The organism is Aeromonas sp. 96A, from assembly GCF_051919165.1.
GTDB lineage: Bacteria > Pseudomonadota > Gammaproteobacteria > Enterobacterales > Aeromonadaceae > Aeromonas > Aeromonas veronii.
On record NZ_JBQBFE010000001.1, the window covers coordinates 2,382,120 to 2,396,102 of the forward strand.

Consider the following 13,983-nt stretch of genomic DNA (forward strand, 5'->3'; position numbering starts at 1 on the left):
CCCGATTACAGGCGCTCTTCCAGCCAGGAGTGAACGGATTGCAGCGCTGCCGGCACCGCCTCAGGCTGGGTACCACCCGCCTGTGCCATGTCCGGACGGCCACCGCCCTTGCCACCCACCTGCTGGGCAACCAGATTGACCAGTTCACCGGCCTTGACCTTGCCGGTCAGGTCGTTGGTGACACCGGCGATCAGGTTGACCTTGCCGTCGGCACAGGTGGCCAGCAGCACGACACCGGACTTCATCTGGTTCTTCAGTTCGTCCAGCATGCCGCGCAAGGATTTCGGATCGGCCCCTTCCAGCGCTGCAACCAGCACCTTCTGACCGTTGATCTCGATCACCTGACCCAGCAGATCGTTACCAGCCTGAGCGGCCAGCTTGGCCTTGAGCTGCTCCAGCTCGCGCTCCATCATCTTGGCCTTGTCCAGCATCTGGCGAACCTTGTCGGCGATGCAGAACTGGTCGCCTTTCACCAGGGCAGCAGCCTCTTCGATCTGCTCGCCAACCTGATGCATGAAGTCGATGGCCGCTTTGCCGGTCACCGCTTCGATACGGCGCACGCCAGCTGCGATACCGCTCTCGGCGATGATCTTGAAGAAGCCGATATCACCGGTGCGCTTGGCGTGAGTACCGCCGCACAGCTCGGTGGAGTAGTCGCCCATGCGCACCACGCGCACGTCGTCTTCATATTTTTCACCAAACAGCGCCATGGCACCGGCGGACTTGGCCGCTTCCAGATCCATCAGCTGGGTGGTGATTTCGTGGTTGGCGCGGATCTGGTTGTTGACCAGCTCCTCGACCCGGCGAATGGTCGCCATGGTCAGCCCCTCGAAGTGGGAGAAGTCAAAGCGCATGCGCTCAGCCCCAACCAGAGAACCTTTCTGAGTGACATGCTCGCCCAGTGCCTGACGCAGAGCTGCGTGCAGCAGGTGAGTCACTGAGTGGTTCAGGGCAATGGCCTGACGACGGTCAGCGTCTACCACGGCCTCGACCTCAGCCCCTTTCTCCAGGGTGCCCAGCTCCATGTAGCCCTTGTGGATGATCGCCTTGCCCGCTTTCTGGGTGTCGGTCACGGCAAAGATGCCGTCGTCCACTTTCAGGGTACCGCTGTCGCCAATCTGGCCGCCGGATTCGGCGTAGAAGGGGGTCTCTTCCAGCACGATGACCGCTTCGTCACCGGCGATAAGACCGCTCACCTCTTCCACACCCTTGTAGATACCGACCACGCGGGTACGCTCGGTCAGGGTCTTGTAACCGGTGAAGGGGGTCTCGAAGTCGAGCTTGAGCATCTCGTTGTAGTTCACGCCGAAGCTGGAAGCCTCTTTGGCACGAGCACGCTGCTTCTCCATCTCGGCCTTGAAGCCCTCTTCGTCGATGCCGATCTCGCGCTCGCGCACCACGTCGGCAGTCAGGTCGGCCGGGAAGCCGTAAGTGTCATACAGCTTGAACACCACCTCACCCGGAATAACCTTGGCATCACCCAGGTTGGCCAGAGCATCTTCCAGCAGCAGCAGACCGCGATCCAGGGTGCGGACAAACTGCTCCTCTTCGATGCGCAGCACGCGCTCGACCAGCGGCAGCTGGGCGATCAGCTCGGCAGCGACATCCTTCATCTGCACTGCCAGCTCGGCAGCCAGTTTGTAGAAGAAGACATCGGTCGCGCCCAGCTTGCGACCGTGACGCACGGCGCGGCGGATGATGCGACGCAGCACATAGCCACGACCTTCGTTGGACGGCATCACGCCATCTGCCACCAGGAAGGCGCAGGAGCGGATGTGGTCAGCGATGACGCGCAGGGACTGGTTGCTCAGATCGGTGGTGCCGACAATCTCGGCCGCTTTCTTGATCAGCGCCTGGAAGATGTCGATTTCGTAGTTGGAGTGGACACCCTGCATGATGGCGGAGATACGCTCCAGACCCATGCCGGTATCCACGGACGGACGCGGCAGCGGCTCCATGGTGCCGTCAGCCTGACGGTTGAACTGCATGAAGACCACGTTCCAGATCTCGATGAAACGGTCGCCATCCTCTTCCGGTGAGCCGGGACGGCCACCCCAGATGTGATCGCCGTGGTCATAGAAGATCTCGGTGCAGGGACCGCACGGGCCGGTATCGCCCATCGCCCAGAAGTTGTCGGAAGCGTAAGGGGCACCCTTGTTGTCACCGATGCGCACGATGCGATCGGCCGGGACACCGACCTCTTTTTCCCAGATATCGAAAGCTTCATCGTCAGTCGCGTAGACGGTCACCAGCAGGCGCTCTTTCGGCAGCTGCAGCACCTCGGTCAGGAAGCCCCATGCAAACTTGATGGCATCCTGCTTGAAGTAGTCACCGAAGCTGAAGTTGCCCAGCATTTCGAAGAAGGTGTGGTGACGAGCGGTATAGCCGACGTTTTCCAGATCGTTGTGCTTACCACCGGCACGCACGCAACGCTGGGAAGTCGTCGCACGATTGTAGGCACGCTTGTCTGCGCCAAGGAACACGTCCTTGAACTGGTTCATACCCGCGTTGGTAAACAACAGGGTCGGGTCGTTATGCGGTACCAGCGAGCTGGAGGAGACAACCTGGTGCCCCTGGGAACGGAAATACTCGAGAAACGCAGCGCGAATCTCTGACGTGGACATATACATGGAAAATCCTGCTTGATTCGAATACGGACTTTTAACCGCATTAATGTAAGTTTTCTGCGGGGTAAAGTAAAACGGACAGGGCCGCCACGGGCGAAAAAGCGCACATAAACGGGCCAGAAAAGAGCGCCACTGCCTACAGTGGCTTTTTTCACTGTCGAGAGGCAAAAAAGCAGCGCATAAAGAGGGATGAGATGAACAAAAGGCCGCTTTTTCGGGATTGTGCGCGCAAGCTACTGAACGGGCAGGAAAAACCTGCCATAAGGAGAGGTGAAACAACGTTTGCCACGCAGTGGCGTTACTCCTCCCGCTCCTGCAGGGCAGAGATGGCATAACGGGCCTGATCCTGGGTAAAGCCGCGCCCCAGCAGATACTTGAGCCACTTCATCCGCAGCTTGAAATCCGCCAGATCGGCCACCCGGGCGCGCCGTTCGAGCAGGGCAAACGCCAGTTCGAACCAGTCCAGCTCCGGCTGATCGAATGCGGCATCAATCTGCATATCGTCGAGCCCCTTGCGGCGCAGATCGAAACGGATCTTGATGGGGCCATGGCCCTTGGCGGCACCGGCCCGTACAGCCATACCGCCGTAACGTTCGTCATTGACCCAGTTGTAACCGCGGCAGTAGTCGACCACCGCCTCGATCACCTCTTCATTGAAGCCCTGCTGGCGCAGCCGGTTGGCCAGCTCTGACTCGGCACTCTCGCGACGGGCCAGACTGCGCATGGCATAAGCACGGGCAGCGGCCAGCTGCTCGGCAAAGGTCGGTTCGGCAGGCTCGACCGGTTCGGTAACGGATTCATCAACCATCATAAATAACAAGGCCGGGTATCTACCCGGCCTTCCTTTGTTCCTTATTCGAACTCTTGTTCGCTTTCGGCATCGAACTCGTCTGCCTCAACCGGTGCAGCCTTGTCATCGACAGGCACTGCGCCGGAGAGCAGCAGCTCGCGCAGACGAGCCTCCACTTCACCAGCCATCACCTTGTTCTCGGCGAACAGCTTCATCACGTTGGCCTTGCCCTGACCGATCTTCTCGCCGTTGTAGCTGTACCAGGCACCCGCCTTGTCGATCAGCTTGTGCTTGACGCCGAGATCCACCAGCTCGCCCTCTTTGGAGATACCGGCACCGTAGAAGATCTGGAATTCAGCCTGCTTGAAGGGCGGGGCAACTTTGTTCTTGACCACTTTGACGCGAGTCTCGTTACCGACCACTTCGTCACCTTCCTTGATAGCGCCGATACGACGGATATCCAGACGCACGGAGGCGTAGAACTTGAGCGCGTTACCACCGGTAGTGGTCTCCGGGCTACCGAACATAACGCCGATCTTCATCCGGATCTGGTTGATGAAGATACACAGGCAGTTGGCGTTCTTGATGTTGGCGGTCAGTTTGCGCAGCGCCTGGGACATCAGACGAGCCTGCAGGCCAACGTGGGAGTCACCCATCTCCCCTTCGATTTCCGCTTTCGGCGTCAGGGCCGCCACGGAGTCGACGATGATGACGTCAACCGCGTTGGAGCGCACCAGCATGTCGCAGATCTCCAGCGCCTGTTCACCGGTATCCGGCTGAGAGATGAGCAGGTCGTCGACGTTGACGCCCAGCTTGGCAGCATAGATAGGGTCGAGGGCGTGTTCCGCATCGACGAAGGCACAGGTTTTGCCCTTCTTCTGGGCTTCCGCGATCACCTGCAGGGTGAGGGTGGTTTTACCGGAAGATTCCGGGCCGTAGATCTCGACGATACGGCCACACGGCAGACCGCCAATGCCCAGCGCCACGTCCAGCGAGAGGGAACCGGTAGAGATGGCTTCGATATCCATGGTCTTGCTGTCGCCCAGACGCATGATGGAACCTTTGCCGAACTGCTTTTCAATCTGACCCAGCGCAGCCGCCAGTGCCTTCTGTTTGTTCTGATCCATGCCAATCTCCGCTGGAAATCGTGAGTAAGAAGTGAAGTTGGGCTAAGTATACTGTCTATTCATACAGTATCAAGCCCAATTTATCTGAGCAGAGCCAACAGACCCGACAAGGCCTGTCTCACCGCCTGCTGACGTACCTGCCGGCGATCCCCGTCGAAGCGGGCGAGCAGGGAGTGGTGGCGGCCATTGCTGTCGGCCCAGGCGAACCAGACGGTGCCGACCGGCTTGCCCTCGGTGGCGCCGCCGGGGCCGGCGATGCCACTGATAGCAACGCTGATGGAGGCAGACGAGTGCACCAGCGCGCCGCGGGCCATCTCCAGCACCACAGCTTCGCTCACTGCACCGTGCTGTTCAAGGCTCTCGCTGCTCACCCCCAACATCTGCTGCTTGGCTTCGTTGGTGTAGGTGACAAAACCGCGATCGAACCAGCCGGAGCTGCCTGCGATGTCGGTGATGGCCGTAGCCACTCCACCGCCGGTACAGGATTCGGCGGTCGCCGCCAGCCAGCCCCGTTGACCAAGGGCCCGCCCCAGCTCGATGGCGAGGTGCTCTATCTCTGCGTCCAGTTTCATTACAGCTCCTTCTGATGCGTGGAAAGGGCACATTATGCGATCCCGCCGCAGCCCCTCGCAACTGAGCTGATTGTCACAAGGCTGATGACTCGCATCAGCCAAATGGTGGTGTGAGCCAACCTCCCCCGGCGCGGCGCTTATGTGTAGAATGGCGCCATCAAGCTCAAGGCTCATCACCGCAGACCCGGGCCCGCAGAGGCCCCTTCTGGAATAGAACATGACCGCACAACACCAAGCTACTGGCGCCGCACCAAGCGCCAATCTCAGCGCCCACACGCCCATGATGCAGCAGTATCTGACCCTCAAGGCCGAGAACCCGGAGATCCTGCTGTTCTACCGGATGGGCGACTTCTACGAGTTGTTCTATGACGATGCCCGCAAGGCCTCCCAGCTGCTCGACATCTCCCTGACCAAGCGCGGCCAGTCGGCCGGCAGCCCCATCCCTATGGCAGGCGTGCCCTATCACGCCATCGAGGGTTATCTGGCCAAGCTGGTGCAGCTCGGCGAGTCTGCCGCCATCTGCGAACAGGTGGGGGATCCCGCCACCAGCAAGGGGCCGGTGGAGCGCAAGGTCATTCGCATCATCACCCCGGGCACCGTCTCCGACGAGGCACTGCTCAGCGAGCGGCAGGACAACCTGATCGCCGCCGTCTATCACGATGGCCGCCGCTTCGGCTATGGCACCATGGACATCGGCTCGGGCCGCTTCTTCATCAACCAGTTCGAGAAGGAAGAGACCCTGCTGGCGGAGCTGCAGCGCACCAATCCGGCGGAGCTGCTCTACCCCGAATCCTTCGCCTTCCTGCACCACGTCGAGGGTCGCCGCGGTCTGCGCCGGCGCCCGGAGTGGGAGTTCGAGCTCGGCACCGCCCGCAAGCTGCTCTGCCAACAATTCGGTACCCAGGATCTGGTGGGCTTTGGCGTCGAGCAGAGCGAGACCGCCCTGTGCGCTGCCGGTTGCCTGATGCAGTACGTCAAGGACACCCAGCGCACCGCCCTGCCCCACATTCGCAGCGTGCGCCTCGAGCAGCCGGATCACGCGGTCATCATGGATGCCGCCACCCGCCGCAATCTGGAGCTGACCCAGAATCTGGCCGGCGGTCACGACAACACCCTCTCCGCCGTGCTCGATTGCACCGCCACGCCGATGGGCAGCCGGCTGCTCAAGCGCTGGATCCACCAGCCGATCCGCGATCGGGTGATCCTGAAAGGTCGCCAGAGCACCATCAAGGAGCTGATCGAGCAGAACCTCTATGACGAGTTGGGCGGTTTGCTGCGCCAGGTCGGCGATGTGGAGCGGGTGCTGGCGCGTCTGGCCCTGCGCTCGGCCCGTCCGCGCGATCTCACCCGGCTGCGGCAGGCTTTTGCCCAGCTGCCCGAACTGCAGCGCCTGCTGGCGGAGAGCGAGCACGAGGCGGTGCAGCAGCTGCGCGAGCGGTCCAGCACCTTCCCCGAGCTGCTCGACCTGCTGGAACGTGCGGTGATGGAGGTGCCGCCGGTGCTGATCCGCGATGGTGGCGTCATCCGTGACGGCTTCAATCAGGAGCTGGACGAGCTACGGGATCTGGCCAACGGCGCCACCGCCAGCCTCGCCCGCATCGAGGAGCGGGAGAAGCTGCTGACCGGCATCAACACCCTCAAGGTGGGTTACAACAAGGTACACGGCTTCTATATCGAGGTAAGCCGCGCCAACAGCCATCTGGTGCCGGCCCACTACATCCGCCGCCAGACCCTCAAGAACAACGAACGCTACATCATCGATGAGCTGAAGAAGTACGAGGACAAGGTACTCACCGCCCAGTCCCAGGCGCTGGCGCTGGAGAAACGGCTCTACGAAGAGCTGCTCGACGCCCTGCTGCCCCACCTCGGCGATCTGCAGGATTCCGCCGCCGCGCTGGCGGAGCTGGACGTGCTGGCCAACCTGGCCGAGCGGGCCGAGACCCTCGACTATCGCTGCCCCACCCTCATCGACGAAGATCAGATCCTCATCGAGGCGGGCCGCCATCCGGTGGTGGAGCAGGTGATGACCGACCCCTTCATCGCCAACCCCATCCGGCTGGAGCGGGAGCGGCGGATGCTGATCATCACCGGCCCCAACATGGGCGGTAAATCGACCTACATGCGCCAGACCGCGCTGATCGTGCTGCTGGCCCACATCGGCGCCTTCGTGCCGGCCGACAGCGCCCGCATCGGCCCCATCGATCGCATTTTCACCCGCATCGGAGCCTCGGATGATCTCGCCTCCGGCCGCTCCACCTTTATGGTGGAGATGACCGAGACCGCCAACATCCTCAACAACGCCACCGCCCGCAGTCTGGTGCTGATGGACGAAATTGGCCGCGGCACCAGCACATACGACGGCCTCTCGCTGGCGTGGGCCTGCGCCGAACAGCTGGCGAGCAAGATCGGTGCCTACACCCTGTTTGCCACCCACTACTTCGAGCTGACCCGCTTGCCGGAGCTGATGAGCGGGCTGGCCAACGTCCACCTCGATGCAGTGGAGCACGGCGACACCATCGCCTTTATGCACGCGGTGCAGGAGGGGGCGGCCAGCCGCTCCTACGGTCTGCAAGTTGCCGCACTGGCGGGGGTGCCGAAATCGGTGATCCAGCAGGCCCGCCACAAACTGCACGAGCTGGAGAGCGCCACTCCGGTCGCCGCCGGTGAAAGCCGCCCTGCCCCGGTGGCCCTCGCCCCGCAGCCTCATCCGGTGGTTGAAGAGCTGGAAGCAGTGCGCCCGGACGAGCTCACCCCCCGTCAGGCGCTGGATCTGCTCTATCGCCTCAAACAGATGCTGTAACCAGCGACTACAGCGCAAGCATGCAAAAAAGGGGAACCGCGAGGTTCCCCTTTTTATATTCATCACCCGGCAAACCAGTCAGGCCACCGCTCGCGCCTCTCCACGGGCCCGCAGCAGGCTCTGGCGCCCCTGCCAGTAGCCCTGCAGATAACCGGACTCCAGCTTGACCGGATCCTGGGTAAAACGGGAGACCATGAAATCGGCCGGTGGCGCGATCACCTCGATGTCGCAATCGGCAGGGGGATTGGCAATGAAATCGAGAGCTTGGTTGTAGACGCGATCCCGCTCCAGCATGGCTTGCGCCAGCGCAGGCTGGGTTTTCAGCAAGGCTTTGACCATCCAGCAGAAACGGGCCGGCTTCTTGCGATATCCCCAGGGCTCCGACAGCACCACCGTCATCCGCCGCGCCCCGCGACGATAAGCCTCGCTCACCGGAATGGAGTCGCTGATCCCGCCATCAGCCATCGGGCGACCATCGACGCAGGGGGTATCGTGCTGCACCACCGGCAGAGCGCAGGTGGCAGTCAGCACCTCATCCATGTTGTCGGGCCGCACCGGCAGATAGATGGCCTTGCCGCTCGCCACATCGGTCGCCACCGCGTAGAAGGGAATGTCGCGGGCGCAGAAGGTCTCGAGATCGAGCGGGAAGCGATGGCGACTGGCCTGCCATAGCCAGCCGATGTCCACCAGATCGCCCCCTTTGACGAAACGCAAGGGATCGAGAAACCGGGAGCTGCAAGCCAGCTCGGTGATGATGTGGTGGCTGCGGCGCGGCTGCTCGCTCAGGTAGGAGACCAGATTGGTGGCACCGGCCGAGACGCCCATGACGAAATCGAACGGATAGTGATGGCTTTCCACGAAGGCATCGAGCACGCCGCTGGCAAAGATGCCGCGCATCGCGCCCCCTTCGACAATCAGGGCACAAGAGTGGGGATTAAACATAACAAGGCTCTGTCAGCTGTAATACCTGCCGGGATCGATCCCGGCCCAGTGATGGACGCCTTCATGCAGAACATCAAGACGCCGCAGCAGGACGATTCAAGCCACTCGCGCAAGCCAGAAGCAGTGCAAGGGCAAACCTGAACCGTGAAGCGACCCCCAGTATATGCAGTGCACCAACCTTCAAAAAATGAATTTAAATAATAAAAAACATGCCTTTTTGGCATGCTTAAGCGCATCGGCAGATCCGGCCCTTTATCCGGGAACAGCACCATCAGGATCAAGGCAGCCCGGGCCCGAACGTCCCGTCGACGGGGTTGTAGTGGTAGGCCCGATAATCAAAGTCCACCTTATCAAGGCGCGGATTGGCCAACTCGAACAGCAGGCGCCTGGGGAGCTGCGCCTGCTCGAGGGAAGGTTTGAAGTGGCGCAGCCAGAGCTGTTGCAGCGAGCCATCCCGCCACGCCAGCTTGAGGCCAACCGAGAGGCGGCGGATGGCGGCCTGATTATCCTTGTGGGTGTAGAAGAGGTGGAGGAAGGGATAGTGCAGCGCCACTCGCCGATCCACAGTGAGACCGGGCAGATCACTGTGCTGCTCCTGCTCGATAAAGAGCTCGTTGGCACCGCGGCAGAAGAGATCGATGCGGCCACGGGCCACCAGCTTGAACAGCCGCTCGTAACCGTCGATCTCCTGCACCTTGAAACTCCCATGACGCAGGATCTCCGCATCCTGCCAGCCACGCCCCTGCCCGTGCAGAAATTGCTGCAGGTCGTTCAGGGTATTGACCCTTGCCACTGCGTCGGCCTGCTGCGGACTGACAAAGCAGATGCGATAACCGAGGATGCCCAGCTCCACCGGAAAACGGACGTAATCCAGCGCTTCGCTCTCTGCGGCCGGGCGCAGACTGTCGGCCACAAACAGATTGGGGTATTGCTGAGTCTGCACAATCTGTCGCATCCGGATACGGTTCATCGGCGGCGCGGTCCGCAGCTCGTAGTCACCGAAGCTATCGCGGGTCTTCTCCAGCGCCAGCTGCAACAGATCGCGAAAATAGAGGGTACGCAAGTCCCGATCGCTCTCGGGGCTGATATGAGTGATGACGTCGCTCGCCCTTAGGGGAGTGGCAAGGAGGGAAAGACTGCACAGCAGCAAGCAGGAAGCGAGGCGATGAAAGGTCATACTGCTCATCCCGGAAATACAGGCTCACTAGAGTGTAGCGCCGGGGCGAGCAGCCTTCTAAAGGGAAGCCAGGCCTACCAGAACATCCGGCCCAGCAGGGGCGCCAGCAGCACGGTCACCATACCGGCGATCATCATCACCATACTGGAGACCACTCCCTCCTCATTACCCATCTGATAAGCCTTGGCAGTACCAGCGCCGTGGGCCGAGGCGCCAAACCCCGCCCCCTTGCCGAGGCGACTGCGAATGGCCAGCACGGTCAGCACGCTCTCCCCCACCGCCATGCCGATGACACCGGTCAGCACAACAAACAGCGCGGTGAGATCGCTCTGACCGCCGATGGCGCGGGTCGCCTCCACCGCAAACGGCGTAGTGATGGAACGCATCGCCAGACTGCGCTGCAACATGTCGGAGAGATCCAGCCAGCGGGCCAGCAGCACGGTACTCCCCACCGCCATGATGACCGAGGCGACCACCCCAACCGACAGCGACAACCAGTGGCGACGAATGAGCTGGCGGTTCTCGTAGACCGGCACGGCGAAGGCAACGGTCGCCGGCCCCAGCAGCCAGAGCAGCCAGTGGGATTCCGCCATGTAATCCTGATAGGGGATGTGGAACAGCAGCACCACGGCCACCAGCAGGGTCGGCGCCAGCAGCAGGGGCATCAGCGGCAGAATGCGCTTTTTGCCATAGAGCCATTTGCTGGCGTAGTAGAAGAGCAGGGTGAGGGCGAAGCAGATCAGCCCGAGCAGGGTATCAGACATGACGGCGACTCCGGCGGGCCAGTTTCAGTTCGAGGCGGTAGACCCGGTCCACCACCAACGCCGTGGTGCCGAGCACCAGCGTGGTGCTCACCAGCAGCAGCACCATGATGCGCCACCCCTCCTGCAACAGCAGATCCTGATAGTTGACCACCGCGACTACGGCAGGCACGAAGAAGAGCAGCATCTCTGCCAGCAGCCGGCGAGCCCCCGCCTCAAACCACTGCGCCTTGACCACCCCGAGCAGGATGCAGGCCAGCAGCAACAGCATGCCGGTGAGGTTGGCGGGCAGCGGCAGATGGAGGGTACGCACCGCGGTATCGGCCAGCAGCCAGATGGCTGCCAGCAACACAATCTGGAAGGGAGTCTGTAACCAGCGCAAGCAGAGGGCTTTCATGATCATCGTCTTTCTGTGAACCGGCTCACAGTATAGAGTTGAGCAAAACCTGCCAGAAATGAATTAAAATTATCAAATTCATGCCGCATAGGCATACTTCATCCCGTACCCACCAACACGAGTCGAGAGAGTCCATGGATATTCGCGCCCTGCGCTATTTTGTCGAACTGGTGCGGGAAAAAAGCTTCACCCGCGCCTCTGAAAAACTGTTCGTCACCCAGCCCACCATCAGCAAGATGATCCGCAATATCGAAGAGGAGCTGGGCCAACCCCTGCTCAACCGGGAGGGGCGCCGCTTTACCCTGACCGACAGCGGCCAGGTGCTGTTCAACCGGGCCCAGACCATCTTGGCGGAGATGCAGCAGCTGGAGGCCGAACTGGCGGATCTGCAGAGCTTGCAACACGGTCGCCTCACCCTCGGCATTCCCCCCATGGTGGGTCACGTCTATGCGGATCTGATCCGCGCCTACCGCACCCGCTATCCCAAGGTGGAACTGACCCTGGTGGAGTACGGCGGTCGCCGCATTGAACAGGCGGTGCTGGAGGGGGAGCTGGATCTCGCCATCACCATGCTGCCGACCAAAGAGGGGGGCGCCCTCAGCGCGCTGGAGCTGGATCAATACCCGATCCGGGTGGTGCTGCCGGATCAACCGCGCTGGCATGGCGAGGCACCGCTGCGGCTCGAGTCCCTGCAGGAGGAGCCCTTCCTGCTCTATACCCAGGCGTTTACCCTGAGCGAGCGGCTGGAGCAGGCGTGTCAGGAAGCGGGCTTTGTGCCGCAGGTGGCAGCGCGCAGCAGCCAGTGGGATTTTCTCACCGCCATGGTACGCAGCGGCATGGGGGTCGCCTTCTTGCCGGAGCCGGTCTGCCACCGGCTGACCCCGGATGGTCTGGTGCTGCGGCCGCTGGAGCCCGAACTGAGCTGGCGACTCGGGGTGATCTGGCCGAGCGAGCGCTATCTGTCGCGCACCGCCGAGGCTTGGCTGGCCCTCTGCCGCCAGCGGCAGGCACCTCAGTAATCGCCGAAGCGATCGGTCTGCGGATTGTAGAAGTAGGGGCGGTAATCGAAGCTGATCCCGTCGAGGAAGTGATTATCCAGCCGCAACAGTCGGCGCTGGGAGAGCTTGGCAAAGGCGATGGCCGGGCCAAAGCTCTTGCGCCACAGCGCCTGTAGCGAACCATCCTGCCACGCCAGCTGCAACCCCCGTTCGACCCGCTGCAGCGCCTCGCGATTGTTGGGATTGGTGTAGAAAACCCGGGGCAGCGGGTAGTAGATCAACAAGGCGTCATCCACCAGCAGATCCGTCATATCCTTGTGGGTCAGCTGCTCGCTGCGCAGCTCGCTCACCCCGCGGCAGAAGAGATCGAAGCGGCCCCGCGCCACCATCTTGAACAACTTCTCGTACCCCTCCACCTCCACCACCTCCATCCCGGCGTAACGCAGGATATCCACATCCAGCCACCCCTTGCCCTGACCGAAGGTGAACTGGCGCAACCCCTTGAGGTCGGTCACTTTACTCACCGCCGCCTTTTGCTGCGGGCTTACAAAACAGATGCGGTAGCTGACGATGCCCAAATGGATGGGAAAACGGACATAGGTGAGCCCCAGCTCCTCGCGGGTGCTGCTGTAGCTGTCCATTACAAAGAGGTTGGGATAGCTGTCGAGCTGCATGCTGAGCCGCTCGCGCGCCTTGGTCATGGGCGGCGCAGGCTCCAACAGATAGTCGCCAAACTGGTCGCGGGTCTTGTCGAGGGCGAGCCGCAGCAGCTCCCGATCATAAGTAGTGCGCGGATCCCGCTCGCTCTCCGGGCTGATGAAGGTAAACCGGGTGGCCGCCTGTCCGGTCAGCGACAACATGCAGAACAGAGCGGCAGCCAGCAGATGCAGGGGTGACATAAACCGCGCCTTGGCTGAAAGGGTACTTTCAGTGTAGCCCTGAGCGTGGGTGCCCCACCTTGGCGCGGCCTATGACGAGGATAAGCAACACGACAAACAGGAGGATGCGGGCAGATATCCTCACGAGTCACATCGCCTCCGGGCCACCACAGGCCCGGAGGGCAGGTTCACACCGTGCCCGGCACTACTCTTCGCCGATGGGAGCAGCGATCCACTTCATCAACGTCAGCATATCCTGCGGCGCCACCCCTACCGAGAGACCGCGCTTGCCGCCGCTCACCAGGATCTCGTCAAACTGCAGCGCCGACTCATCGAGCACGGTAGGCAACTGTTTCTTCTGCGCCAGCGGGCTGATGCCACCCACCTTGTAACCGGTCAGCTTCTCCGCTTCCGCCGGTTTCATCATCTCCACCTTCTTGAGACCGGTCGCCTTGGCCAGCTGTTTCAGACTGCACATGCCGGATGAGGGAACGATGGCCACCACCGCATGCTTGTCGTGATGGGCAACCAGAGTCTTGAACACCTGCGCCTCCGGCAGCCCGAGCTGGGTCGCGGCATGCTTGCCGAAATCGTCGTGTGCGTCGCACTCGTAGGGGTAGAGCTTGTGGGGAATTTTGAGCTTCTTCAGCAGGTTGATGGCAGGAGTCATGATGGTTGCCTTGAATCGAATCGCATAAAAACAAGGCCAAACAGTCTGCGCCTGCATGGCAGGGGATGCAAGCCGGAGGGGAAATATGTACCCATCACCGATAATACGTAGGGTGCCATTAACAAGGTGAAATGTGCCACTTGCCGTATGAAACACAGGACGAGTCAGGGCTAAGATCATTTCCGAGCGGAGCAAGGCGTGCCCCCAACGAAATACAGCCAAAAACAAAGGGCGCCTTGTCGGC

General features: G+C 61.5%; 12 protein-coding genes. 2 read left to right on the forward strand and 10 right to left on the reverse strand.

The window, feature by feature from the left end; translation table 11 throughout:
* Positions 1–5: 5 nt before the first annotated feature.
* The 4 genes from alaS to pncC all read right to left on the reverse strand — a co-directional run bounded on the left by alaS (position 6) and on the right by pncC (position 5,116).
* Positions 6–2,630 carry an alanine--tRNA ligase gene (alaS, locus tag ACTG2W_RS10905; protein WP_058058665.1) on the reverse strand — a complete coding sequence of 875 codons (2,625 nt, stop codon included), beginning with the start codon at positions 2,628–2,630 and terminating at the stop codon, positions 6–8.
* Positions 2,631–2,925: 295 nt separating this feature from the next.
* Positions 2,926–3,435 (reverse strand): regulatory protein RecX, encoded by a 510-nt coding sequence (locus ACTG2W_RS10910; protein WP_043822097.1) that lies wholly within the window; start codon positions 3,433–3,435, stop codon positions 2,926–2,928.
* Positions 3,436–3,479: 44 nt separating this feature from the next.
* Positions 3,480–4,544, reverse strand: a complete 1,065-nt coding sequence (gene recA, locus ACTG2W_RS10915; RefSeq protein ID WP_005348744.1) for a recombinase RecA — start codon at positions 4,542–4,544, stop codon at positions 3,480–3,482.
* A gap of 80 nt (positions 4,545–4,624) precedes the next feature.
* Complete coding sequence (gene pncC / locus ACTG2W_RS10920) at positions 4,625–5,116, reverse strand: nicotinamide-nucleotide amidase (protein WP_106844188.1); 492 nt, start codon at positions 5,114–5,116, stop codon at positions 4,625–4,627.
* 217 nt (positions 5,117–5,333) lie between these two features.
* Here pncC and mutS point away from each other — a divergent pair, with 217 nt between their 5' ends.
* Positions 5,334–7,916, forward strand: a complete 2,583-nt coding sequence (mutS, locus tag ACTG2W_RS10925; RefSeq protein WP_106844187.1) for a DNA mismatch repair protein MutS — start codon at positions 5,334–5,336, stop codon at positions 7,914–7,916.
* 78 nt (positions 7,917–7,994) lie between these two features.
* Here mutS and ACTG2W_RS10930 read toward each other — a convergent pair whose 3' ends face one another.
* The 4 genes from ACTG2W_RS10930 to ACTG2W_RS10945 all read right to left on the reverse strand — a co-directional run bounded on the left by ACTG2W_RS10930 (position 7,995) and on the right by ACTG2W_RS10945 (position 11,193).
* Positions 7,995–8,858 carry a patatin-like phospholipase family protein gene (locus tag ACTG2W_RS10930; RefSeq protein ID WP_106844186.1) on the reverse strand — a complete coding sequence of 288 codons (864 nt, stop codon included), beginning with the start codon at positions 8,856–8,858 and terminating at the stop codon, positions 7,995–7,997.
* A gap of 277 nt (positions 8,859–9,135) precedes the next feature.
* Positions 9,136–10,035, reverse strand: coding sequence for a hypothetical protein (locus ACTG2W_RS10935; protein WP_106844185.1), 900 nt, complete (start codon positions 10,033–10,035; stop codon positions 9,136–9,138).
* A 74-nt stretch (positions 10,036–10,109) separates the two neighbouring features.
* Positions 10,110–10,799, reverse strand: a complete 690-nt coding sequence (locus ACTG2W_RS10940) for an LrgB family protein (protein ID WP_041210813.1) — start codon at positions 10,797–10,799, stop codon at positions 10,110–10,112.
* Positions 10,792–11,193, reverse strand: coding sequence for a CidA/LrgA family protein (locus ACTG2W_RS10945; RefSeq protein ID WP_106844200.1), 402 nt, complete (start codon positions 11,191–11,193; stop codon positions 10,792–10,794). The genes ACTG2W_RS10940 and ACTG2W_RS10945 overlap by 8 nt, the downstream gene beginning before the upstream one ends.
* A 134-nt stretch (positions 11,194–11,327) precedes the next feature.
* Here ACTG2W_RS10945 and ACTG2W_RS10950 point away from each other — a divergent pair, with 134 nt between their 5' ends.
* On the forward strand, positions 11,328–12,212 hold the full coding sequence (locus tag ACTG2W_RS10950) for a LysR family transcriptional regulator (RefSeq protein WP_103252113.1): 885 nt from the start codon (positions 11,328–11,330) through the stop codon (positions 12,210–12,212).
* On the opposite strand, the gene ACTG2W_RS10955 is transcribed toward ACTG2W_RS10950, so the two are convergent.
* Both ACTG2W_RS10955 and ybaK read right to left on the reverse strand, forming a co-directional pair.
* Positions 12,206–13,090, reverse strand: coding sequence for a transporter substrate-binding domain-containing protein (locus ACTG2W_RS10955; RefSeq protein ID WP_106844184.1), 885 nt, complete (start codon positions 13,088–13,090; stop codon positions 12,206–12,208). The genes ACTG2W_RS10950 and ACTG2W_RS10955 overlap by 7 nt on opposite strands.
* 184 nt (positions 13,091–13,274) lie before the next feature.
* Positions 13,275–13,739: a Cys-tRNA(Pro) deacylase gene (ybaK, locus tag ACTG2W_RS10960; RefSeq protein WP_106844183.1), complete on the reverse strand. Its 465-nt coding sequence runs from the start codon at positions 13,737–13,739 to the stop codon at positions 13,275–13,277.
* Between the last annotated feature and the right edge of the window lie 244 nt (positions 13,740–13,983).

Bases quoted from the DNA above. Each gene is read 5' to 3' on its own strand.
- alaS (WP_058058665.1), bottom strand. From the start codon at position 2,630: ATGTATATGTCCACGTCAGAGATTCGCGCTGCGTTTCTCGAGTATTTC.
- ACTG2W_RS10910 (WP_043822097.1), bottom strand. From the start codon at position 3,435: ATGGTTGATGAATCCGTTACCGAACCGGTCGAGCCTGCCGAACCGACC.
- recA (WP_005348744.1), bottom strand. From the start codon at position 4,544: ATGGATCAGAACAAACAGAAGGCACTGGCGGCTGCGCTGGGTCAGATT.
- pncC (WP_106844188.1), bottom strand. From the start codon at position 5,116: ATGAAACTGGACGCAGAGATAGAGCACCTCGCCATCGAGCTGGGGCGG.
- mutS (WP_106844187.1), top strand. From the start codon at position 5,334: ATGACCGCACAACACCAAGCTACTGGCGCCGCACCAAGCGCCAATCTC.
- ACTG2W_RS10930 (WP_106844186.1), bottom strand. From the start codon at position 8,858: ATGTTTAATCCCCACTCTTGTGCCCTGATTGTCGAAGGGGGCGCGATG.
- ACTG2W_RS10935 (WP_106844185.1), bottom strand. From the start codon at position 10,035: ATGACCTTTCATCGCCTCGCTTCCTGCTTGCTGCTGTGCAGTCTTTCC.
- ACTG2W_RS10940 (WP_041210813.1), bottom strand. From the start codon at position 10,799: ATGTCTGATACCCTGCTCGGGCTGATCTGCTTCGCCCTCACCCTGCTC.
- ACTG2W_RS10945 (WP_106844200.1), bottom strand. From the start codon at position 11,193: ATGAAAGCCCTCTGCTTGCGCTGGTTACAGACTCCCTTCCAGATTGTG.
- ACTG2W_RS10950 (WP_103252113.1), top strand. From the start codon at position 11,328: ATGGATATTCGCGCCCTGCGCTATTTTGTCGAACTGGTGCGGGAAAAA.
- ACTG2W_RS10955 (WP_106844184.1), bottom strand. From the start codon at position 13,090: ATGTCACCCCTGCATCTGCTGGCTGCCGCTCTGTTCTGCATGTTGTCG.
- ybaK (WP_106844183.1), bottom strand. From the start codon at position 13,739: ATGACTCCTGCCATCAACCTGCTGAAGAAGCTCAAAATTCCCCACAAG.